23 protein-coding genes and 2 pseudogenes are annotated in these 23,478 nt (G+C 35.2%); 14 read left to right on the top strand and 11 right to left on the bottom strand.

The annotated features are described in order from the left end of the window. Nucleotides 1-38: 38 nt before the first annotated feature. Both AC3WSO_RS13490 and AC3WSO_RS13485 read right to left on the bottom strand, forming a co-directional pair. Entirely contained in the window at nt 39-1,103 is a 1,065-nt protein-coding gene (locus AC3WSO_RS13490) for a DUF418 domain-containing protein (protein WP_492531439.1), read from the bottom strand. A gap of 93 nt (nt 1,104-1,196) precedes the next feature. Next, complete coding sequence (locus AC3WSO_RS13485; RefSeq protein WP_492531437.1) at nt 1,197-2,141, bottom strand: helix-turn-helix transcriptional regulator; 945 nt, start codon at nt 2,139-2,141, stop codon at nt 1,197-1,199. 102 nt (nt 2,142-2,243) lie between these two features. Here AC3WSO_RS13485 and AC3WSO_RS13480 point away from each other — a divergent pair, with 102 nt between their 5' ends. Together AC3WSO_RS13480 and AC3WSO_RS13475 are read left to right on the top strand one after the other, a co-directional pair. Next, nucleotides 2,244-2,774, top strand: a complete 531-nt coding sequence (locus tag AC3WSO_RS13480) for a dihydrofolate reductase family protein (protein ID WP_492531435.1) — start codon at nt 2,244-2,246, stop codon at nt 2,772-2,774. Nucleotides 2,775-3,116: 342 nt separating this feature from the next. Continuing rightward, nucleotides 3,117-3,605: pseudogene (locus tag AC3WSO_RS13475) on the top strand (bclA protein); the annotation flags it as partial. Nucleotides 3,606-3,866: 261 nt separating this feature from the next. Here the strand turns inward: AC3WSO_RS13475 and AC3WSO_RS13470 are convergent. The 3 genes from AC3WSO_RS13470 to AC3WSO_RS13460 form a co-directional block, all read right to left on the bottom strand. Next, the gene (locus AC3WSO_RS13470) at nt 3,867-4,889 is read right to left on the bottom strand and encodes a serine hydrolase domain-containing protein (RefSeq protein ID WP_492531433.1); all 1,023 of its coding nucleotides are present in this window, start codon (nt 4,887-4,889) and stop codon (nt 3,867-3,869) included. 66 nt (nt 4,890-4,955) lie between these two features. Next, on the bottom strand, nt 4,956-5,225 hold the full coding sequence (locus AC3WSO_RS13465) for a hypothetical protein (RefSeq protein WP_492531432.1): 270 nt from the start codon (nt 5,223-5,225) through the stop codon (nt 4,956-4,958). A gap of 128 nt (nt 5,226-5,353) precedes the next feature. Continuing rightward, nucleotides 5,354-5,710, bottom strand: a complete 357-nt coding sequence (locus AC3WSO_RS13460) for a class I SAM-dependent methyltransferase (protein ID WP_492531431.1) — start codon at nt 5,708-5,710, stop codon at nt 5,354-5,356. 307 nt (nt 5,711-6,017) lie between these two features. On the opposite strand from AC3WSO_RS13460, the gene AC3WSO_RS13455 reads away from it, so the two are divergent. Next, nucleotides 6,018-6,542, top strand: a complete 525-nt coding sequence (locus tag AC3WSO_RS13455; RefSeq protein ID WP_492531429.1) for an AAA family ATPase — start codon at nt 6,018-6,020, stop codon at nt 6,540-6,542. Between the two features lie 27 nt (nt 6,543-6,569). On the opposite strand, the gene ku is transcribed toward AC3WSO_RS13455, so the two are convergent. Further along, nucleotides 6,570-7,388, bottom strand: coding sequence for a non-homologous end joining protein Ku (gene ku, locus AC3WSO_RS13450; RefSeq protein WP_492531427.1), 819 nt, complete (start codon nt 7,386-7,388; stop codon nt 6,570-6,572). Nucleotides 7,389-7,492: 104 nt separating this feature from the next. Between ku and AC3WSO_RS13445 the strand changes: the two genes are divergently transcribed. Continuing rightward, on the top strand, nt 7,493-9,316 hold the full coding sequence (locus AC3WSO_RS13445) for a DNA ligase D (RefSeq protein ID WP_492531426.1): 1,824 nt from the start codon (nt 7,493-7,495) through the stop codon (nt 9,314-9,316). Nucleotides 9,317-9,830: 514 nt separating this feature from the next. On the opposite strand, the gene AC3WSO_RS13440 is transcribed toward AC3WSO_RS13445, so the two are convergent. Beyond that, complete coding sequence (locus AC3WSO_RS13440) at nt 9,831-10,781, bottom strand: MBL fold metallo-hydrolase (RefSeq protein WP_492531425.1); 951 nt, start codon at nt 10,779-10,781, stop codon at nt 9,831-9,833. Nucleotides 10,782-10,918: 137 nt separating this feature from the next. On the opposite strand from AC3WSO_RS13440, the gene AC3WSO_RS13435 reads away from it, so the two are divergent. The 3 genes and pseudogenes from AC3WSO_RS13435 (at nt 10,919) to AC3WSO_RS13425 (ending at nt 13,239) form a co-directional block, all read left to right on the top strand. Further along, the gene (locus AC3WSO_RS13435; protein ID WP_492531424.1) at nt 10,919-12,424 is read left to right on the top strand and encodes a methyl-accepting chemotaxis protein; all 1,506 of its coding nucleotides are present in this window, start codon (nt 10,919-10,921) and stop codon (nt 12,422-12,424) included. A 219-nt stretch (nt 12,425-12,643) separates the two neighbouring features. After that, nucleotides 12,644-12,851, top strand: a pseudogene (locus AC3WSO_RS13430) (VOC family protein); the annotation flags it as partial. Nucleotides 12,852-12,981: 130 nt separating this feature from the next. Then, nucleotides 12,982-13,239: a hypothetical protein gene (locus tag AC3WSO_RS13425; protein WP_492531422.1), complete on the top strand. Its 258-nt coding sequence runs from the start codon at nt 12,982-12,984 to the stop codon at nt 13,237-13,239. A 79-nt stretch (nt 13,240-13,318) separates the two neighbouring features. Here AC3WSO_RS13425 and AC3WSO_RS13420 read toward each other — a convergent pair whose 3' ends face one another. Next, nucleotides 13,319-14,563: a nucleoside permease gene (locus tag AC3WSO_RS13420; RefSeq protein ID WP_492531421.1), complete on the bottom strand. Its 1,245-nt coding sequence runs from the start codon at nt 14,561-14,563 to the stop codon at nt 13,319-13,321. 392 nt (nt 14,564-14,955) lie between these two features. Between AC3WSO_RS13420 and AC3WSO_RS13415 the strand changes: the two genes are divergently transcribed. The 3 genes from AC3WSO_RS13415 (at nt 14,956) to AC3WSO_RS13405 (ending at nt 16,438) form a co-directional block, all read left to right on the top strand. Then, entirely contained in the window at nt 14,956-15,174 is a 219-nt protein-coding gene (locus AC3WSO_RS13415) for a hypothetical protein (RefSeq protein ID WP_492531419.1), read from the top strand. Between the two features lie 377 nt (nt 15,175-15,551). Continuing rightward, the gene (locus AC3WSO_RS13410) at nt 15,552-15,668 is read left to right on the top strand and encodes a hypothetical protein (protein WP_492534354.1); all 117 of its coding nucleotides are present in this window, start codon (nt 15,552-15,554) and stop codon (nt 15,666-15,668) included. Between the two features lie 131 nt (nt 15,669-15,799). Then, nucleotides 15,800-16,438: a PDZ domain-containing protein gene (locus AC3WSO_RS13405; protein WP_492531417.1), complete on the top strand. Its 639-nt coding sequence runs from the start codon at nt 15,800-15,802 to the stop codon at nt 16,436-16,438. Nucleotides 16,439-16,719: 281 nt separating this feature from the next. Here the strand turns inward: AC3WSO_RS13405 and AC3WSO_RS13400 are convergent, their stop codons facing one another. Beyond that, on the bottom strand, nt 16,720-17,655 hold the full coding sequence (locus AC3WSO_RS13400; RefSeq protein WP_492531415.1) for a bile acid:sodium symporter family protein: 936 nt from the start codon (nt 17,653-17,655) through the stop codon (nt 16,720-16,722). 257 nt (nt 17,656-17,912) lie between these two features. Between AC3WSO_RS13400 and AC3WSO_RS13395 the strand changes: the two genes are divergently transcribed. From AC3WSO_RS13395 to AC3WSO_RS13380, 4 genes are all read left to right on the top strand, one after another. Then, nucleotides 17,913-18,392 (top strand): GNAT family N-acetyltransferase, encoded by a 480-nt coding sequence (locus AC3WSO_RS13395; protein WP_492531414.1) that lies wholly within the window; start codon nt 17,913-17,915, stop codon nt 18,390-18,392. A gap of 770 nt (nt 18,393-19,162) precedes the next feature. Next, entirely contained in the window at nt 19,163-19,423 is a 261-nt protein-coding gene (locus tag AC3WSO_RS13390) for a DUF6138 family protein (RefSeq protein ID WP_492531413.1), read from the top strand. A 380-nt stretch (nt 19,424-19,803) separates the two neighbouring features. Continuing rightward, nucleotides 19,804-21,876, top strand: coding sequence for a serine hydrolase domain-containing protein (locus tag AC3WSO_RS13385; RefSeq protein ID WP_492531412.1), 2,073 nt, complete (start codon nt 19,804-19,806; stop codon nt 21,874-21,876). 570 nt (nt 21,877-22,446) lie between these two features. Further along, nucleotides 22,447-22,626, top strand: a complete 180-nt coding sequence (locus AC3WSO_RS13380; RefSeq protein ID WP_492531411.1) for a hypothetical protein — start codon at nt 22,447-22,449, stop codon at nt 22,624-22,626. A gap of 258 nt (nt 22,627-22,884) precedes the next feature. Here the strand turns inward: AC3WSO_RS13380 and AC3WSO_RS13375 are convergent, their stop codons facing one another. Both AC3WSO_RS13375 and AC3WSO_RS13370 read right to left on the bottom strand, forming a co-directional pair. Next, a complete protein-coding gene (locus AC3WSO_RS13375; protein ID WP_492531409.1) occupies nt 22,885-23,166 on the bottom strand; it encodes a tyrosine-type recombinase/integrase in 282 nt (93 codons plus the stop codon). Then, on the bottom strand, nt 23,135-23,380 hold the full coding sequence (locus tag AC3WSO_RS13370) for a tyrosine-type recombinase/integrase (protein ID WP_492531408.1): 246 nt from the start codon (nt 23,378-23,380) through the stop codon (nt 23,135-23,137). The genes AC3WSO_RS13375 and AC3WSO_RS13370 overlap by 32 nt, the downstream gene beginning before the upstream one ends. Between the last annotated feature and the right edge of the window lie 98 nt (nt 23,381-23,478).

Below are 23,478 nucleotides of genomic sequence, written 5' to 3'. Positions count from 1 at the left end.
ATGAAATAGAAAAGATGGCTGTTAGGTCTTTGTCTAAATCAATTACTATTTTTAGGTGTTTTTTTAGAATTACTAGAAGTTTTAAGTAAGGAAGGTACTGTCCAATACGTACCCATGCGCCATAACCACTCAAATGGACCAAATTTAAAGTATTTTAACCAAATCTTACTGAATAGCAATTGGAAAATGTAAATGCCTATACAAATCCATAGAGATTGGATGAAACGAATATTGCCAATAAGGTGAAATGCATTGCCAATTATTAAAATTAGCGCGGTTTGTCCTAAATAATTTGTTAATGCCATTCGACCATAGTCTTTTAACGGTGAAAGCAAAACTTGACATAAAGGACGTTGCAGTAAAAGCATTAATAATCCTACATAAAATGCTGATACAAATGGGCTAAATTGAAGTCCTATTAGTGTAAACTTTTCAATGTTTGTAACTTGTACCTTAAGCTCATCTTCTGTCATTTGATCAAAGTTCACCATTGCTTCTGGGGCATAATGCCATTGATACAGCAATCCCCCTACGCTAATAAAGAACATAATAACTGTTACGATAACTATTCTTTTGCGATTGTCATGGATCTTTTCAAAAATTCGATACTGCCCAGCAGCTAATCCTAGCAAAATTAGAGGGAACGGCATAGCAATTTTGAAACCAAAATAAGCGGTTATAGCTAATAAAATAAGCCCTATAGTCAGGTTTATTTCTTTACGAACTTTGTAAAAAGGTAATGCTATTAGCCCGAATATTGCATAGATGGTTAATGCTTCTCCAGGTTGGAAATAAAAGTGTACAAGCCCGATTAACAATAAAATAATAATTCTTCTAACAAATAATAAGTAGGCATTTTCATTTTTAGCCATTGCACGGGAAATGAAAATATAAAAGCCTACACCAAATAAAAATGAAAAAATGGTGAAAAACTTACCTTCCACAAAAAGTGTTAAAAACCTATTATATGCAACATCTACAGATGTGTCTGGTAGATTAATCCACATTAATCCTGGAATATTGACTAAAATAATTCCTAATAAAGCAAATCCCCTTAAATAATCTAGTGTATCAATTCGTTTGTTTAATTCAATTGGTTGCATGTTTCTCACTCCTCATTGACAAAGTATACGGAAGTTATCCATAAAGTAGTAACGAAGAATGTTACGCCAATCTTACAAAATCGTCATATAACATTAATCATTTTCTGGATACATAGATAAAATGTCCTTTGCCTGCTGCCTTAAAATATCGATTAATTCTTTCGGTTCTACAATTTGTGCATGCATGCCAAGTCGATAGAAAAGGGGACTAATAAAATTCAGCTCACCATTGTCTATAATGGAATTAATATAACCGGTGCCATCTTCTTTGATCACGACCAAATCTTCAAGGTTTGGTTCACTTTTGCATTGTCGCACACCTTCTTTTGATAAGAGTACATGTAAACGGATAGGTTGTTTATTTTCATAATTGCTACTAAACCACTCCTTCAAATTTACAAATACCTCTTTGTTTTCTGAACTTTCTATAATGGAAAGTATGCGGTCTACACGAAACAGTAATATTTTTTGTTTTGTGAAATCAAAGGCGGGCATATACCACAACCCATCATGAGCATACACACCAATTGGATGAATATGTTTCGTAGTTGTACCTGATTTTGAATCATAGTGAATATGTAGATTTTTGTTTTCAATGGCTGCCTCTAAAACTTCTTTCAATAAAGGGGTTTCAATCGCCCGTTTAGGATTCCAAAACGCGATGTAAGATTGAAGTTGATCTACTTTCCGCTTTGCCTCTTCCTGAAGCGAGCTATAAAGCTTATGTGAAGCTGATTGCATTTCCGTATTAAAAGGTAAATCACGGTAATAATGAAGTGATTGGAACGCAAAGAAAATCGAAACTGCTTCATCTTCTGTAAATAAAATAGGCGGAAGAAGTCTGCTCGATAGGACTGTATAGCCACCGTTCCGCCCTTGCTCTGCATAAATAGGCAAGCCCATATCACTTAAATCTAAAATATATCGATGAACCGTGCGAATCGATATATTGAATTCATCTGAAATTTCCTGAGCAGTAAATTTCTTTTTTGCACTTACAAACAGAAGAATATCTAATAGACGTTTTGCTTTTGACATTTTCTCACCTTTTTTCATTTAATCATGCCAGTAGTTGTCATGTTTTTTGTTTAGTATAGATCTTGTTCAGGAGTTTTTCAAAAGTTAAAAGGAGATGATGTTATGTCACGAGAAATCATTTTATATATTGCAACAAGTTTGGATGGATATATTGCGAAAGAGAATGATGATTTACAATGGCTAGAAGAAGCAGAGGGGGAAGGGGATGCTGGATATTCAGATATGTATCAATCCATTGATACTGTAATTATGGGTAAAAGAACGTATGATTGGGTTGTAGACCATATTGAGTCTTTTCCATATCCCGATAAGAAATGTTATGTATTTACAACGTCACTAAGTGGTCAAAACGAACATGTTGAGTTTGTAAATGAAGATATTGTAGCGTTTACTAAAAAGTTAAGGGAACAGGAAGGCTCTAAAATTTGGATGGTTGGTGGAGCGGGAATTCTCGATCCATTTATAAAGAAGCAGTTGATCGATGAAATAATTATTACGGTTACACCGCATTTATTAGGTACTGGCATTCCATTGTTTAAGGATAATAATCCATTTCAAGACCTGGAGTTAGTAAATACACAACGCTTTGGGCAAATGGTGCAAATGCATTATAAGGTGAAGAAAGAAGTTTGATCATTTATCTTAAGGTGACAACCTTCAAACGTAAGTAAAAAAAATCGACCAGACATATTATATATATATATTATGTTTGGTCGATTTTTTAATGATTTTGAACATAACGATTGTTAATTTACCTTGTCTTACTCAATTATCGGTACAGATTTGTTCATGTTCAATAAAAACATGAGTAGTTTTTAATCCAATCTAATATTTCTTAAAAGCATATTCTATAAGAAACAGTGGGGTGAAATTATGTCTGAAAAAAAGAAAATTACTAGAATAAAACCTATTGGCTATTGTCCTCCGGTTAAATACACAGCACTTAATAGTTGTTGTCCTTCAGCCCCTTCATCTTCATGTCTTTGTGACTGTTGTGTTTCTCCACTTCAGTCCGTCTTACAACAACTTGTTGGGCAAACTGTAATTCTTGGTACTATTGCAGACGCACCTAATGTACCTCCTCTCCTTTTTTTATATACTATTGTTGAGGTGAATGATTTTTTAGTTACTGTTACAAATGGAACTCAAACTTTTGTGGTAAATATTTCTGATGTAACAGGGGTAGGTTTTTTCCCACCAGGACCTACTATTAATTTGTTACCGCCTGTTGATTCTGGGTGTGAATGCAATTGTCGCGAACGCCCAATTAGACAATTGCTGAATACACTTATTGGTTCCTCAGTAAATCTTTTGGCAAGTAACGGGTCTACTGCAGTAAATTTTAACGTGGAACAAACAGGTCTTGGTATTGTGTTAGGTACACTACCAATAAGTCCTAATCAACCAATTTTTAGATTTGCAATTTCAACTTGCAAAATTGTAGCTGTAGAGCAAACTAATTGAATAAAGAATGATATTAAAAACAAATATTTAGTGAGTCAGTAGTTATTAATAATTAATAGTTTTATTCTTGAACTAACAGGTTGCATTTGCATTAGTTTAGCAAGAGACAGCGATTCAGGAATTTCATCTTCCTCTGTCAATTGATGAACTTAGCCATCAAGATCAAAGCTAAATAAGAAAAGAGGATAACTAGCCTTTATAAGAGTAATTATCCTCTTTTCTTATACTCTTACATAAGATCATCAGCCTCTTTTTCCGTCATTAGGAAAGCAAACGGTAGATTTCCCCCATGATTCCCTTCATTTGATGCATACCTGTGTCAGTATTGGTCATCATAACAATCCCTTTTTCAAGGTAAGGGTAGGCGACTAGCATACATTGAAACCCAACACCCCAGCCAAGCGAGGAAAACTCAAGGTTGTCACCCGTTCCATCTAGAAATATGCCGAGACCTGTCCATTCTTTACAGCCTTGTGTGCGGAATAGTTCTTTTACATGTTTGGACGTAATGCCAATTTTACCTTGGCCTTTGACAGCAATCATAATATCTAGTAATAATTTTACTAAATCGCTCGAGGTAGTCCATATACCACAAGCTGCAATATAAGGATAAATAGAATATTTCCCTGGAATTAACGCTCCATTTTGATCATGGCCACATGCAAAATTATCTAAATTCGATGTTGAAAGAGAGGTAGAAAATGTACTGTTCGTCATGTTTAGTGGCTTAAATATAAAAGTGTCCATGAGATGAGAAAACGGTTTTTGTGTTATATCTTCTAATAATAGTTGAATAAGACAAAAGCCTGCATCAGAATAGTGAAAATCACTTTCAGGTTCATATGTCACTTTAATGGTAGTAGAGCAATAAGGTGTTGTACCATTCAATATTTCTACCATGGACGGTATTTCGTTGAATGATTCTAGTTCTATAAAACTACCCTCAGGGTCCACAATACCAGATTGATGACATAATAAGTTGCGTAATGTAACTTTTTTATGCTTTGTCAAAGGATTGTCAGGAACCTTCCATGAAACTAGTTTTTTATTAACATCTTCATCTAAATCTACAATTCCTTGTTCTACGAATTTCATAACTAAAATGCTTGTTAGAAACTTACTAATTGAGCAAGCGTTGAAAATGGAGTGCTCATTAACTATTTTATCAGTACCTGCTTCAAGAACACCAAAATGATCTTTCTTACTGATTTTTCCTTTTTCGATAGATACAATGCTTAAACCTGTTATACGGTAATGCTCCATGCGTTCACGAATGTTTATCATTTATTGAGCTCCTAGTTTTTTTCATTATAACAGAGAGAGGAGAACTGGTGTTTGTGGAATGAGTATTTATTTTTTTAATTGTGCATGTACAATCATACAAATACTATCTTTTGTAAAGTCACTTTTGTTCCATGACCCATATAGGTGTAACAAGTCAAACCCATTTTGTTCTAATAGCCTCTTCAATTCCATTGGATATGTATAGCGAATTCGAATTGAATCTTCGAAAGTTGAATGTTCTAGCTTATTGATAGAACGACAAGTTAAGATCTGTGTGATAGGGTCATATTCTTCATGGTGTTGAATGGTTAGTTTTTCTCCTTTGCTAGTAACCAAGCTTTCCTCGTATTCATCTACAATAGAAAGCTCGCTTAGAATAGGGTTTCGAGTATCGAATATAAATTCTCCTCCAAGGTGTAGGTGTTGTTTTACGGATTGGAATAAAGCATTTTGACTTTCATTACTTAAAAATGTTGAAATGAATTACCTGTCATATAAATAAAATTTGATGTGATTGGTAAATGAAGTTGTGTGCAGTCTTGCACAGTGAAATGTACATCAACATTCTCCTTTTTCGCATTTTCAATGGCTTGCTGAATCATCCCTTCATGAATATCAATTGCATAAACCTCAAATCCTTGTTTGGCAAGGGGAATAGCTAATCGACCTGTCCCACAAGCTAGTTCAATAATCGTTTCGTTCTTTGTTTTTAGGTGATCCTCAATATAATGTAAATCTACTTTATAATTTTCATGAAGTTTACCATATTCAATAGGGTTATTATATTTCTCTAAATTTCCACTAAACTCATTTTGATACATATAATATAGCTCCTTCGACTTTATCTTAAATTGTAAGAATATTGTATAATATATATAATATTCGTGCAAATATGGTTTTTATTGAAAGATATAGATAGTGTTTTATAAACAAATGCCTTATATTTAAGTTTATTGGAGTGGAGGCTGAGCGACTCCTTGGGGATCAGCGGTAGAGGAACGAAGGCTAAAAGCATCACATCCTGTGATAACGCCTTCATGACCAGCAACAAAGCGCCCATCTGGAACGGAAATCAACCTCACGCTTTGGTGATGAGTCACGAATAATCAATTAAACAGGAGGGTTTATTTGAACAAAGAATTTCCGCGTAAAATACATATCATTGGCTCTGTTGGGAGTGGGAAAACAACTTTAGCGAAAGAATTATCAAAAAAATTTGATATTCCTTATTTTGAATTAGATAATGTTGTTTGGATAAGACAAAATTCTGGTGATAGTAGAAGAACTGACCAACAAAAAGTGGATTATTTGCAAAATATTATTCTTACAAAAGCGTGGATTATTGAGGGCGTTCATAATGAGGACTGGGTAGCACAAAGCTTTTCGAATGCGGACTTAATTATTTTCTTAGATACAAATTATTTCATCCGAATCTACCGAATAATAAAAAGATTTACGTTGCAAAAACTTGGTTTAGAAAAGTCCAATTACAAACCGACCTTTTCAATATTTATAAAAATGTTTCAATGGAATCGTTATTTTGAGGAGATTAGCAAACCTAATTTTTATAACAATTATGGAAAGTATAAAGACAAGCTATTGGTCGTAACAAGTAAAAGGGAGATTCTTAAAAAAAGCATATCCAATAAATAAAGGATACGCTTCTTATATATGTGTATTTTAAGCATTTTTCTTCGTTTTTGTTGCTCGTTTTCTCGTTGTTGGCTTTTTCGTTTTCTCTAAGGAAGCTTGAAGTGCTGTCATTAAGTCCGTGACATTATCAGGTACTGGACGTTTATCGCTAGTCGAGATTGTATTTGTAGCTTTTTTCTCCTCTATAAGTTCCATTAAAGCATTGCGATAGTCGTCTGTATATTTTTCAGGATTAAATTCTGTTGTTAATTGATCGACTAGCATGAGTGCGGTTTCTAGCTCTTTTGGAACAATGTTTTGTTCACTTGGAATACTTGGAACATCACCAACACTTCTTACTTCATCAGGGTAATGAATCGTCTCCATCACTAAAGCGTTTTGATAAACACGGACAATTGCTAATTGCTCTTTTGAACGGATAATAATTTTGGCCACACCTATTTTTCCAGATTGTTCTAGTGTTTGACGTAATAGGGCATAAGCCTTTCCGCCAGTCGAATCAGGGGATAAAAAATAAGTACGCTCAAAATAAATAGGGTCAATTTCAGTTAATTTTACAAAATCAATGATTTCAACGGCCTTATCTTCATTTTCCTTCCGCAAGTTCTCTATTTCTTCTGGATCTAATACGACAAACTTATTTTTTGCATATTCATAAGCCTTCACAATGTCCTCATCTTTTACTTCTTGGTTACAGCCTTCACAAACTTTTTTATAGCTAATAGGTGTATGACATTCTTTATGAAGCTGTCGCAATTTAATGTCTTTATTTTCAGTAGCGGCATGAAGTTTTACCGGTATATTCACTAGACCAAATGAAATACTGCCTTTCCATACTGTATGCATTTGTATCACCTCGTTTTTCTTACTATGATATATTTTGCTTATTTTTATGTATCTTAAAGTGAAATCGTCAAAAACTGAAGGTAAAAAGAAAAGTAGGTATTCATATGAAACCAATGCTTTTAACGGAAGTGCTTGAAACGCCTATTGGTGAGGAATGGATGTACGAAACAAAATATGATGGATTTAGATGTATGTTAGTGTGGGACGAACAGCCAATGTTAATAAGTAGAAATGGCAATAACTTAAATAACTTGTTTCCAGAGATACTCGATTTTTGTAAAAGTATATTTAATAAAGTTAAAAAGTATTTACCACTTACATTTGATGGTGAATTAGTTTGTTTAACGAATAACTTTAATAGTAATTTTTCGCTCGTCCAACAAAGAGGAAGGATGCAAAACAAAGATGTTATTGCTACACATGCAAAAACTTTTCCTTGTCATTATATAGCTTTTGATTTACTGAGCTTAAAAGGGGAGTCGCTAACAAGTAAGTATTTAAAAACACGCAAACAGCAACTTTCTAAGCTTTTTACGATTTTAAAGCTCCCGGTGACTGTCAATTATGAGGATCAGCGTTCTTTGCAAGTGATTAATAGTGTGGAGCATAGTAAACCTCTTTGGGAGGCTATTAAGGTTTACAACGGAGAGGGCATGGTTGCGAAGAAGAAAACAAGTAAATGGATTGGGGATATACGCTCGACACATTGGTTGAAAATAAAAAATTGGAGATATGTTACGGTCATCGTTACGAAATACGATAATAGCAATGGTTACTTTCATGGCAGTATTTATCAACAGGAGAAGCTAGTTGAAGTTGTTAGTTTTAAACATGGAATGTCAGAGAAAGAACGTAAAACACTTATTGCTTTTTTTCAAGCAAATGGGAAGAGGAATAATGAAACATGGGAGTTGGAGCCATCCATTTGTGTTGATATAGCATGTATTGATTTTGATGGCAGCAAATGCCGAGAACCACGTTTTCAAGCATTTCGACTGGAGATGTTGCCAGAGGATTGTCATTGGCAGCATATGCAGCGTCAGCTTTTGCCTATTCCGGACACTGTTCAGATAACACATCCTGATAAGCCTGTTTGGCCTGAAATCGGTATTACGAAGGATGGTTATTTGCAATATTTGCAATTGATTTCTCCGTATTTGCTACCTTTTTTGCGAGATCGTCCGCTTACGTTAATTCGATTTCCTCATGGCGTGTCGGGAGAAAGCTTTTATCAAAAAAGTAGTCCCGAGAAAATACCTGCATTTGCTTCAACAGGATGGATGGACGATATTCATTATCTTGTATGCAACAATCTTGAAACATTACTTTGGCTTGGCAATCAGCTTGCATTAGAGCTGCACATACCTTTTCAAACGTTACAAACAGAGCATCCTACTGAAATTGTCTTCGATCTAGATCCACCTTCAGTCGATCAATTTTCGCTTGCCGTTTCTGGGGCACTGGATTTAAAGGAAATGCTAGATTTTTTTAAGCTCCAATCTTTTGTGAAAACATCAGGAGGTAAAGGATTACAGCTATATATACCATTACCTGAAAACGCCTTTACTTACGATGAGGTGCGCGTATTTACTGAATTTATTTGTCGTTTTTTATGTGAGCAAAAACCAGAATTATATACGATCGAGCGTTTGAAGAAGAATAGACATCAAAAATTATATTTAGATTATGTGCAACACGCAGAAGGCAAGACGATTATTGCGCCATATTCAACTCGTGGCAATGAGAAGGGATTAGTGGCAACGCCATTATACTGGGACGAGGTTAATGAGCATTTAACACCTGATCAATTTACGATTCCCGCTGTACTGGAGCGTATGAAAAAAGGGAGTAACCCATTTAAAAATTTCCGTGAAATAGGGGAGAGCCAGGATTTTCAATCCGCTTTAGAACAGTTAAAGGAGCAATGATGTGCTTATCCACGACTTTTGACGTCCTATCCATCCTTTTAGGGATTCTATCCACGATTTTGGACGTTCTATCCATCTTTTCAGGGATTCTCCTAAGTATGAACAGGCAGATAGAAGAAAAAACTCGCTAAAAGCACTAAGCATCGGCTTTAATGTCGATGTCTTTTTTCAAACTTATATGAGTTTATTTTGGAGTATTAAAGAGTTTCTAAAGAGAAACTGTCTCTTTTTTATCAGTCTCAATTAATTATTATCATTTGTGATTAAAAAAACAAAAAGACCACCTCGTATGAGATGGACTTTTTGGTCATATAAAAGCAAAGTTAGAATGGTGTCATGAAAGGGTGGTATCAGATGACAATATAAGAATAGACCAGCACTATTCCTATATTTAGAAAACTAATAACAGCCCTTAAAATAGGGGGTAAACGAATTCGCTCAATCAAGTATTAAGACAGTTCGCCGAGGGGTTTTCTACTGAATCTTTATACAAATCATGTTCAAGGACAACATTCTATACTTCGTTCTTTTCTAGATAATCAAGAATCCCCATTGCAGAAACAATGGTATCGAACGGGATTGTTTGATAAACGGGATGATTTTCTGCGATACCGTTTTCCTGTAAATAGTTGTGTAATAGTGCCTTCAAGCGACTATCTAAAAAATGTACTTGTTCTTTAAAATCACTAGATACCGTTAACGCTTTTTTTCCTTCAGCTAGAAATAGCGGCGTCCAATAGCGCACTTGTCTGTAAGCTTCAGCCGGATTTCTATAGGCACCGAAATGACCGAAATACAATTCTGAAGCATTTAACTTTTCATAAAGCTGGATAGATTGCTCCATCGTATGTGGGTCATACTGATTCGGTGAAGTGGAGGGAATAATTAAATCAATTGCTTCGCTCTCCATTTCTGGATAACGTACACCAGTAGTATCTCCAACAAACAAGCCGTTCGAAGCAGAATAATGCATTGATACATGATGCTTTGCATGACCTTCTGTATGATAAAACGTTAGCTGATGCTGACCTAAAGATAGTACTTCCTCATGGCCAATTTCAATAATACGTTCAGCATCAATAGGTACAATTGGATCAAATAGACGATCGAATTCTGCTCCATAAACACTCTTAGCACTTGCAATTAGACGACTTGGATCTACCATATGAGATACACCTCGTGGATGAACAACGAATGTAGCATTTGGACAGCTTTGTAAAAACAAACCTGCACCGCCAGCATGGTCTAAATGGATATGCGTAACAATTACATATTGAATATCCTCTAAATCAAGATGTAATTCATCTAAACCTTCTACTATATATGGCATAGAAGGACTAGCAGAAGTCTCGATTAATGCAATTTTTTCATCGATAAGCAAATAAGAGCTTGTACGCTGTTCACGATTTAAATCGTGTGTATCAATACAATAAAAATTTGGTGCAAGTTGTTGGACTCTCCCCATTAAATACTCCCCCTTTATTTCTGTTGAGTGCTAAATATTCTCTAATATGCAATTTTTATCTACAAAAAGTAGTGGTTATACTTTATAATAATAGAAAATTATACTGAATGTCCATTCATTTTTAGGAGGATTTATTAATGGAGAAAAATATTCGCTACGATACACAAAAGGTCCATCGAGTTAATTTAGCCATCATTGCAATTTTGGCTGCGCTAATTTGTGGACCGCTCATATTTTCAAAGGGCATTATGTTCTTATTTGTTGGACTTGCTGTTATTGCTTTAGCTATATGTAATTACTTTTTACCAATTAAAACGTATGTTAAAGGCTTTATTTTTGGAATGATTCCTTCAATTGTTGTTTTTTCGTTATTTTTAGTTGATAGCTTTTCATTAAATAAACATTATATTTTACTTTGTTCGGTAGCCATTATCGCTCTTTATTTTAAGAAAGAATTACTAGTTATTTTTGGAGTGCTAACAAACATCAGCTTCCTGATTCTTTATATTGTTAAGTCTGAATCATTATTAGGTCCATTTGATGATATAACGGTATTCATTACGCTTCTAGCGATTATGAATGGTGTTATTATTGCATTATATTTAATCGCAAAATGGGGCAATGAACTAATAGAGCATGCTGCAATTCAACAAAATGAAGTGAAAGCGTCATTAAATCAGTTAGAGAATACATTTCAGGAAATTGAAAAAAGTAGCCAAGCTTTAGATGAGCACGTTACACATTTCCAACAAACAATGCAGAGTATATCTGGATCTAGTAAACAAATTCTTTTAGCTACTGAGGATATTTCTGCAAGTATTCAGCAGGAATCATCTAGCTTACAAATGATTCATGGTACGATGAAAGAATCTGTGCATTTTGTCAACGAAACATTCTCAATTTCAAAGGATACTGTTTCAAAATCTACTGATTTGCAGCAGGAAATTCTAATAGGATGGGAGAAAATGCAGGATGCGATGGTGCAAATGGGCGTAATGAATCAAGCGATGAGTTCTACAGCAGAAACTGTGAATGAGTTACAGACTAGCTTGAAAACCGTAGATAGTTTATTAAAGGGCATACAGCATATTGCAGAACAGACGAATCTACTTGCTCTTAATGCTGCAATTGAAGCGGCAAGAGCGGGGGAACATGGTAAAGGGTTTGCCATCGTTGCTGATGAAGTGCGGAAATTAGCGGAAGAAAGTGCCGCTATTACGGTAAGTATTACGAATGTAACCAGAACTTTGTTCGAAAAATCAACAGAAGCTCATCAACGCTCTGATGACGGTGAAAGGGCGGTACAACAAGGGGAAATGCTTTTACAAGATGTGAGCAACTTCTTCAATGTTCTAAAAGATTCATTTAATAATACCAATATAGATTTAACTCGAGGGATGAACGAATTAAGCAGCGCCATTTCTCAGTTTGAAACAATCCAATTTCAGATTGAAAAACTTAATGACATGACCGAGCAAAATGCAACTTCCACAGGAGAGATTGTGCACTCGGTAGAGGACGAACATACTATGCTTGAAATGATGACGAATACAACTAGTCGTATTCAGGAATTAAGCGATACATTAAAGTCGCTTGTAATGAAAAACGGAAGTGAATCTTTTTATGAGTCTAATGAAAATTAGATTGACAAAATTATTTTGATTATTTAGAAAGCGGAAGTGTATTTTAAATTCATTTCAAAGGAGGGGGTTTTTAATATATGAGTATTTTGTTAATGGATTATATGAGCTCTTTTAATGATTAGAAGATAGTCTTTTTAATTTCAGACAAAAGATGGATGAAAATGAAATGTGTTTTTATATATTATTTCATAAATAAAGGGGAGATAGGAGAATATTGAAATGATAAAAGGTTTATATGAAGCACATTTACCAGTTAGTAATTTTAGAAAAATCGATTGTATTTTATCAAAAGTTAGGGTTGGAGCTCGCTTACAAAAAAGGAAAGGTAGCTTTTTTCTGGATCGTTAAAGGAGAAAGCTGGTTAGGTTTATGGGAAAGTGATAGCGTTGAATTAAAATACCATTCATCTATCCGACACTTAGAGTTTAACTTCTTTCAGCGGGTGTGCAAGCACCCGCTGAAAGAAGTTAAAGCCTCCGGCGGATGTCACGGAATCGGAAAGGAGTTCTTTGTGCAAGCACAAAGCCGATTCCGGACGCAATTATGCCGAGGCATAATTGATAATTGACGAAGAAGATCATGAGCATGTAAAAGAATGGTTGTCTTCAATTGGCGTTGAAGTTCGCACTGAATTTGGCCTTACTTCCGAACATCAACCTTTAGTATTATCAAATTATCCTCATGCACATGCAGCAATTTACTTTTCAGACCCGGATGGTAATTCATTAGAATTAATTACACCATTGAGACTAGATGATATGGAGAGTTTTAATGAGATGTCTCTTGAAGAGTGGAGAAAACGTTATTCCGTTTAAGCTTTTAGCGGGAAATTCCATTACAGTAAAAGAGCCTTATACCATGAACGGTAAGGCTCTTTCTTTTGTGGAGGTGATATTATCCATTTTTCAATGCGTTACTGTCATGGTTATATTTAAAGACGATGGCAAAAATGATGGCCAAAACAAGTGTATAACCGCCAAAGAACAACCAAATACTTTGCCAATTTCTTACACCCTCAACTGTGAAATAATCAACTACTTTGCCACTAATTACAGCTCCTAAATAGGCGCCAATACCATTGACCATCGTACTAAATAATCCTTGAGCACTGCCTCGAATTCGATGATCGACTGCTTTTTCAACAAAAATCGCTCCAGAAATATTAAAGAAATCAAAGGCACAACCGTAAACGATCATTGATAACAACAATAGTAAAAATCCTCCGCCTATCGGGCTTCCATACCCAAAGAATACAAAACGTAATGTCCATCCAATCATACTGATGAGTATTACTTTTTTAATGCCAAACTTACTTAAAAAAAACGGAATGGTGAGTATGAAAAATACCTCTGAAATTTGTGACACTGATAATAAAATAGCTGGATATTTAACAGCAAAGCTATTTTTATAATCAGGGTTCAAAGCGAAGTCGTGTAAAAATGGATCACCAAATGTATTAGTAATTTGAAGCGCAACGCCTAGTAACATTGAAAAAATTAAAAACAAAGCCATTTTTTTATCTTTAAAAAGAACAAAAGCATCCAGTCCCAAAAGGCTTACCCACGACTTGTCCTTTATTTCATTGGAAGTTGGGCATGCCGGAAGAGAAATAGTGTAAAGGGCAAGTACTAACGAAGAGCCGCTAGCGATAAATAATTGAATATTACTTAATTCAATTTTGGCAAGACTAATAATCCACATCGCAAGAATAAAACCAATTGTCCCATAGACACGAATTGGTGGAAAGTCCTTTACAATATCAAAGCCTTTGTTCTCCAAACTAAAATAAGAAATCGTATTCGATAATGCAAGTGTTGGCATATACACGATTGAGTTAAAGAGCATTACCCAAAACATCATCGTAGGATCGGAAATTTGAGCCGCAACAAATAGGGTAATCGCACCGAGGAAATGTAGTATTCCGTATAAAACATTGGCTTTTACCCAACGATCTGCAATTATACCTATAAGACTGGGCATAATAATGGCTGCAAGACCGTTAGAACTATACACGATTCCAACTTGCGCGCCGGTAAAATTCAACGTATTAATCATATAAGAACCGAATGTAACGAGCCAAGACCCCCAAATAAAAAATTGGAGAAAAATCATTATTTTAAGCCGTAATTTTATATTCATTTTTTCCTCCTATAGAAGGTGATGTAGTTGTTCAGAAGCAATAATGCAATTCACTACTTTGGATTTTTAAACATACCTACAGCATTTGCTCCTTGCGACCGAATCATACGAATTTTACTGGAGTTTCTTTTAAAGGATTGTCCTATATGTAACAGAATTTTTTTGTGGAAATTGTAATAATATAGACGCTCTGAAATGGGAAGGCCTAGAAAATATATAACAAGGAGGATTTTAGTTTTTTGAAAATATAAGGAAGTGTTCAACTTGATTCAAGAGCGTGCGTGTTCTTTTTAGATGAAATCTGGAATTTTTTGATAGGAAATCTAGTTACAAAATAATATAATTAATAAGTGACGTTTTGTTTTAAAACTTAAAGTTTAGGAGTAAGTACTTTGGCAATATTTATTATGGCAATATTGGTTACGTTAATTTTCGGCAGTTTTTCTTACATGTTATTAAAAAATACTGAAGATTTTTTAAAGATGAGTTCCTTTTCAGAAAAATTCATTAAGAAATCATTTTTAAAAAAGTTCGTAAAGTTTATGGGCTGGTGGTTTTTAATACTTGTGATAAGTGTATGGATTATAGCAATGCTCTCTTTATTTGAATGAAACTATGTCAAGTAGTTGAACATAATGTATGTCCTTCTATTTTACACATAGAACGAGAAAGCTAAGGGATAGCATTCCTGTACATATCTTTTTTCAACAAAGTGAAGTTACTCATTTGAAAAATAATGAGTAACTTTTTTCGATTTTCAATTACTTCAATAAAGGACAATGGGGCTCACTTTTGAACCGGATGATGAAGTAGCCGAAAGGTTGATTTTTGTGCATAATTATTTGTATTTTCAGAAAAGTCTTGATATTATTCCTGCTCATATTTATATGAAAAGTGAGGAAATGATAATGCCAAATGTTTATAGAGCATTAGGTGATTCAACGCGACGCCATATTTTAAGTATGCTTAAACAAGGAAGCAAAACCAGATAGTTGAAGTATTTGATATCTCTCAACCAGCAATTAAGAAGCATTTGAATATTTTATTGGAGGAGAAAATTATTTCATTCAATCAATCTCGACACACTCCAAATTGCTTACCTTGAAATGATTCAATACATCGGAGAACTACTTGATGATCAACTCATAAGTCTAAAAAATTATGTTGAAAAAGGAGAGTTTCGAGATGGAGAAAAATGAAAATTCTGTAAAGTGAGAAATTGGTGTTAACGCACCTTTGAATAAGGTTTGGGATGCATTGACTAAGCCTGAGCATTTAAACCTTTGGTATACGAAAAATGCTGATATAGAATTTTGTATAGGTGGAAAAGGTTATATGAATCATGGCTGGGGGGCAACATCTGAGGGTGTTTTTACAGAAATAGATTTATTGAAATGCTTTGTACTTCAGAGCATAGATGGGGATTTTACAACCATTACGACTTTAGAAGAAATTTGGGATGGTGTAAAAGTGAATATAGAATATCAGGCTTCCTTTATTAGTGAAATGAATCAATCTACAAAGGAAAATATGTTATTTGGCACAAGTCAATTTTTGGAAAATATAAAGAGTGTCTATGAAACTGGCACCGATATTCGTTCGATGTTTTGGAAAACATGGATTGGTATTGCACACACAACAAACGAGGGTAAGAGGGGGACAAAGGTTTTACAGGTGAAGGAAGGCTCGGTAGCTGCAGCTGCTGGAATTAAACCTGAAGATATTATACTAGAGATAGATGGAGAAGCAATCGAAGGATATGAATCTTTTGAAAGAACACTGAATAAGAAAAATATTAATGGCAATGTTACGTTAACGATAGAAAGTAAAAATGAAAAATCACAGGTAAATTGTCTTGTAGATGTTTTTAGTTAAATTAACGCTTCGGTACAATCATAACCTACATGATCAAATGTAACTGGCACTTAATAGAAGGGCTCTCAGACGTATTGAAAATCCAGTTGACGGGTAATTCTCTGTCACGATTCGTCTGAGAGCTCTTTAAGTATTTACGGGAGAGTCTAATACAATAATCATATAACAAGAGATAAATAGACCGCAAAGTTTTCTTTAAGAAAGCTTCTTATTAAAATAAAACCTCTGAAAAGCCATTTCCAAAGGTTTTGAACATTTAAATGCTATGTGTTGAATCTTATTTACTTGTCCTTATCGTTCATACGACTAAAAATGGTTGCTAAAATAGGACCTGATATATTATGCCAAACACTGAAAATCGCACTTGGCACCGCGGCTAATGGAGAGAAATGTGCAACCGCTAAAGATGCACCTAGGCCCGAATTTTGCATTCCTACTTCAATAGCAATAGCTTTCTTTTTCGCTAAGTTCATACCGAAGAACTTTCCAAATAAATACCCGATTAAATAGCCTAAACAATTGTGTAAAACAACAACAGCGAAAATAATTAAACCAGTTTCAGCAATCTTTTGTTGATTGCCTGCAACTACAGCAGCCACAATAGCGACGATGGCTACTACAGAAACTAGTGGCATCATTTTCACACTTGCTTTGGCTTGCTTGTTAAAGAACTTTTGTACAATGAAGCCTAATGCAATCGGAATAATAATTACTTTGACGATCGACATAAAAAGTGCACTAGGTGCAACATCTATGTACTCACTTGCGAATAAATAAATAAGTCCAGGTGTGATGATTGGAGCTAATAATGTTGTGATAGATGTAACTGTCACCGATAATGCCACATCCCCTTTGGAAAGGAATGTCATGACATTTGAAGATGTACCTCCTGGACAGCAACCTACCAATATAACTCCAATTGCAATTTCCGGTTGAAGATTGAACAGTTTCACCAGTAAAAAGGCTAAAGTTGGCATGATAAGAAATTGACCAACTACACCAACTGCCACATCTTTCGGTCTAGTTAAGACTTCTTTAAAGTCCGCAACTGTTATGGTTAATCCCATACCGAACATCACAATACCTAATAATGTCGTGATATACGCCCCAATCCAAGAAAATCCGCTAGGGATAAAAAAGGCAAGCGCTGCAAAAAGGAGCACCCAAATTGCAAATGTATTGCTAATAAACTGACTAAAACGTTCTAAAACTTTCATGTAACACCTCGATGTAATATTTTACTAACATAGTAAACTATAAACTAATTACAGAATTTAATCAATAGTGTGAATAATCAGTTAATAAATTGTGGTTTGTTATAATACCTTCAATATTAGAATCTTTTTTTGAGTAGTTATATGAGTTAGGTAAGGGAATAAAAAATTAAATATAACAAAATATGAAATTTCAGATAATAATGACCGAAATCTAATTAAGTGGTAAAGTATAGAAAAAACGAATGGAGAATTTTGTTATGGAAAAATTAAAAAGGGTTGTATTAAAGCATTTTTTAAGTGAACATATGAAAGAATTGAACTCTTTTATACTTACAGAGGAACAAAAACAATTTTCTGCACTTCCAAGCAAATTTGAGGAAATTAATGAGGGACAGTATCGTATTGTTATTTTAAGTGATAATATACCAGTTGGTTTCTTTCTCCTAAATTCAAATGAGAGAGTAAAGAAATACTCTAATAATTTGAATGCTATGTTATTAACGGCACTATCAATTAATCATACCGAACAAGGAAAAGGCTACGCAAAACAAGGAATGACATTACTAGTTGAGTTTGTTAAAAAAGAATTTCCGAATTGTGATGAAATTGTTTTAGTTGTAGACAAAGATAATATACCAGCACAAAAACTTTATTTAAAAGTAGGATTTGAAGATACAAATGAGAGATTAATAGGACGTATCGGCGAAGAAATTATTATGAGACAATTAATAACATAATATTAGACCACAAATAAAAGCTAGGTTCGTTTTACTATCTTCGTCACCAGAGTGATTCTACATTTTGTAGATTAACTCTGGTTTTATGTATTATTGAAAGTTTAGCATCAATCCCTGAAAATCAGCTTCATAATATGTATCAAATGGCGCAAGTGGTCATTTGTATCAAACGTTACATTTTATATATGTATGAAATAAATTAACAATCAAACTAGGAGGTAGATCGGTGCGGTAAGTATTTCCTCCAGTGGTGTTTATAAAAACAATTAATTACCAGAAGAGACTGACCGACGACCAATCTGCGCAGTTATTAGAATTAGTAGAACAAAAAACAGTAAAGAACAGTTATTATTTGGGGGCTGGAATACTGGTTTTACTTACAGTCACAGTATGTTGACGCAAAGGCTTCAGATAAAAATGATGCCTCTATTGTATTAAAAATTGGATATAAAACGTGTAATTTCTATTAATAGCAGTTGTCGTATGAGATATTTGAGCAGATGGCGGATAACGGCGAAATCAGACGCTTGGTGCTTGAATGTAAGACTAAACTTGTCATTTCTTGCGCTTACCCGGGAAATTATTTCTTATTTCCTAAACTGAGTAACCAATTTCCAAATAGCTTTCATGCAGATAAAAAATAATGCGTGATTGAAGATCTTATAATTATTTCGTGATACATAGCTGATGAAGCTCCATCGTATGAAAACTACACAATTATCGGGTCTTCTTTGGCGGACCAGACTTATTTTCCGTTAGTAGAAGAATATATGGCAATGGTTGACGAAGAACACCTGTCCGTTCAGAACGACTTCACGGTCGCTTTTGCCGAGTGGCAAGGCGTTAACGCAGAAACGATTCTTACGCTAGTGAAGTGTATGCTGCATAGCACGGATTCTATGAAACTGAAAATCAAAACCGATATGGAAAATGAGAGGCATCTCATGCTGCTGCTAAATCAGGTTCGTGACCTTCAGGATTACGAGGTCGAACATATCGTATACTTAATCGGGGCGGACCGAATAAGCTGAAGAAAATAGCTGCCAAAACCAAAGGAAATCGAGGAAAGTGGCTCACTGAGTTGGCGCAGGCCGCCAGCCGCGGATAAATTGGGACAAAGGGCTTAACAGGATAAGTATTGTAGCTGCAAAATAGAAGATGACCAGCAAAGCTAATTTAGCCGAGCTGTTTTTTAAAATTTACTTAGTCATCATCAACCATAAGTCTAAAGCCCAACATGGTATCAGTCTATCACTGTATTTACGAGTAAATAAAACTTTGATATTCTATTTATGGTAAATATTTCTTTATGAAGGGAGTAGGCAGGGTGTTAAAGTGAAAAATTTTTTAATTGTGGGGGCATTAATTTTTGTTTTAGGATGTGTATATCTATAAAGGAGGTAATTCTTTTATGAAAAATAAACTATCTGCGGTGTTAGCCGCTACATTAGCGTTAACGATGAGCCTACCAACAGGGGCGATGGCGTCTTCTAGCAGTCAGACTACGGTTGTAGCTAGTCAAGAATTAGCTAGTCAAGAACTGAAAAAGATTGCGGCGGAGAAGGCTACTCTACTCACGAAGTCCTATGAGACGACAAGCGTGCAGTATGCTCTAATTGATAATGGTAAAGTTATTTTGTCGGGTCAGACAGGCAAGAACGATATAGAAGGGAAACAGCCACTGACCAAAGATACCCTATACGGGATTGGTTCAGTCAGTAAAATGTATGTAACAGCAGCTGTAATGAAATTGGTCGACGAAGGAAAAGTCGATTTGGATGCTCCTGTCATCCACTATGTTCCTGATTTCAAGATGAAAGACGAGCGTTACAAAAGCATTACGCCACGTATGCTGTTGAACCATTCCTCCGGCTTGCAAGGTAGTACGTTTAGTAATTCATTTTTATTTAAAGATAATGATACCTATGCCCATGATAACTTGTTGAGACAATTGTCCAACCAACATTTGAAGGCGGACCCTGGGGCGTTCTCTGTATACTGCAACGACGGCTTTACATTAGCTGAGATTATGGTAGAAAAAGTAAGTGGTATGAGCTTTACCGAATTTATCCATCAACGGTTTACAAAACCCTTAAAGCTAAATCATACGATAACGCCGCTGGACAAATGGGAAGATGATAAGCGGGCTGGACTTTATAATCCAATGTACCAAGGGCAGCTTCCTACAGAATCGGTGAATGTGATTGGTACGGGAGGGATCTCTTCCACAGCAGAAGATTTGGTGCGATTCTCACAAATATTTATGGGACAGGGAAAAGGAATCCTCTCTGATAAGGCAGTCAAGGCGATGGAGCAAGAGGAATATAAAAAAGGAATGTGGCCGGGGGATGGAGATAATATTATCAACTATGGTCTTGGCTGGGATAGTGTGAAACTATATCCATTCAGTGAATATGGGATAAAGGGCTTGGCTAAAGGCGGTGACACGGGACTGCAACATGCTTCACTGGTCGTGCTTCCGGAACAGAAGATGGCAGTGGCTGTGTTGTCATCCGGTGGTAGTAGCATTATAAATCAACTGATGGCGAATGAATTACTGCTCGCCGCGCTTAAAGAGAAGGGCACAATTAAGGATATCAAGCCGAACAAATCTTTTGGTAAGCCGATCAAAGCCAAAATGCCTCAAGACGTAGCGAAGAAAGCAGGTTATTATGGTAATAGTTTCAGTCAATTCAAAATAGAAATTACGAAGACTGGAGAACTAATCTTACCATCTAATCCACAAGAAAAATATGTATATACTGCGAATGGAAGTTTTATAAATGAGAATGGTACTGCCAAGCTCAATTTCGTCACAGAGAAGAATGGACGAACTTATATGAAGGAGAGCACATATTCATCGTTGCCAGGTTTAGGGCAAGCAGTGGTTACTCAATATGTAGCCGAGAAACTAGAAGAGAATGTGCTATCGAAGGAAACCGCTGCCGCATGGGCAAAGCGGGAAGGCGTCAAGTTCTATCTTCTTAATGAGAAATTTAGTTCTATGCAGTATTTCGCACCAATGATGCAAATTAATGGCAAGGAAGGCATGGAGGGCTATTGGGAAAGTATAAAAATTACAGGCCCTAACACGGCGATGCATCAGCTCCAAATACCTGTGGTGGGTGGCCGTGATACGACGGAAGCCCGTTTCTATACAGAAAGCGGCGATGAATATATGGAGATGTCCGGATTTTTATACGTAAGTGAATCCAACGTAAAACCGCTGGATGCAAGCCAATCATCCAAAGTAACGCTGCAAGCAAATGGGAATGCTAAATGGTTTACAATCCCACAAGCGGCAGCAGGGAAAACAATGACCGTGGCGTTGCCAGAGAATAGTGCGTTCGCGGTGTATAATGAGGAGGGGGTATGCGTCAATTTCACTGTTGTGAGTGGTAATAACAAAGTAAAACTGCCGAAGAACGGAACAGTTGTATTTGCTGGCGCACCGAACTCGGAATTTGCATTGACGTTGAATTAACTATAATTCAAGAACGACTTCAACAAAACCAGTACGACACAGAAATAATTCGAGCATTTGACTGCATTCTTAACTCGGAAATAAGTAGAAGATAATAAACAAAAGCCACTAAAGATAAACTATACCCCAAAAGTTAGACCGAAAATTTATCATTAAGGGGTCACTATCTTAGTGGCCTTTTTATTTTAAAATAAAATGGAAATAAAGGATACAAAACCTAGTTGTTGGCCGGCCCATATTTTTTAAGAAATAAGGGAAAAGGCAAATAAAACTGAAGGGGTTTTTATGTGAACTTCGTCCACTTTCCATAATTCGGTCAAACTTACTACAGTTACAAAGTGCGCGGAAATGCACTATAAAAATAAAACACTTTTTTGCTTTACAAAACATGTCCAGCTCAACGTGTGTGAGAAATGAGCTAACTTAACAAAAGTATATTTACCACAGGAAAAAGCCTTACACCTAGCATGGTAAGGCTTTTTATTATCAAAATTTCTCTTTTTTTCCATCTCCGTTCGGTCTTTGTGTATAATGAAAATATTCCTAAATAAGAAGGGGTTGGATAGAGAAATGACAGAAGATCTCTTTACTGCATTTATGTTTTTATTTCCAGTTTTACTAATAGCAATAACACTATGGATTAGAATCATAAAAGTAAATAGCAATATTCAAGTTGAACAAAATAAAGAAATTATCGAGCTTTTAAAAAAGAGCAGTCGCGATAAAGATGAAATCAAAATAAACGAATAATACATATATAGATTAATTTAATGTAGTTTAACATCCTTCGGGGTGTTTTTCTTTTGCTTTGAAAACCTATGTACCTATATCTTCATTTGATTTCTGAAATTGTTAAAATATACAAAATTGCTGAAAGAGTATTTAACTAGTAACAAAAAAGAATTTTTAACAGGTATCGGTATAGAAGTAATAAAAACTATTATGAGTAAAGGGGGGAGAGGTTTACCATGTTGGTGCCCCACTTTTGAAGAGTTTAATTAAAATTCACTATATTGCTGATATGATTTGTATAGCTTGTTTCTCTTTTTCTGCGAAAGAGTGCGCATATGTTTTAAGTAGAGTAGGTGGTGTGCCAGATGAAATTGAAATGGTAGTAAATGTATGCCTTAAACCATGTGTAGAGATTAGCTTTACATCATAAATCTCATGCTTTTGTAACAAAGTTAATCTGGCAGCATTTTGATTCAAAGGTCTACATGTTGTACTGACAAAGACCAAATCGTCATCCTGTTGCTGTTTACCATATGCAAGTTTTCTTTCGATGCACAATTTCCGCCTCCAACAGTAATGCTAAATCATATGTCATATCGATGGACCGGATACTATTTAGTGTTTTTGTCGATCTTTCTCCAGGAGCATCGCGGGTACGGTTGATATAAATCAATTTATTTTCAAAATCAATTTCTGACCACCGTAATGCTTTTGCTTCTCCTCGTCTCATTCCTGTTGCTGTAAGAATTGCAATTAAAGTATACCTAGACATATCTCAAGATTGTTTAACACACTGTAATAAATATTCTAACTCTATAGGAGTTAAATAGTTTCCTTCGACCTCGTCATTATTTTGCTTTTTAATACGTG

This window comes from Lysinibacillus sp. EB106-09-02-XG168 (assembly GCF_058791475.1).
Note: the sequence above shows the minus strand (reverse complement) of the source record. Positions and strands in the feature narration are given on the sequence as shown.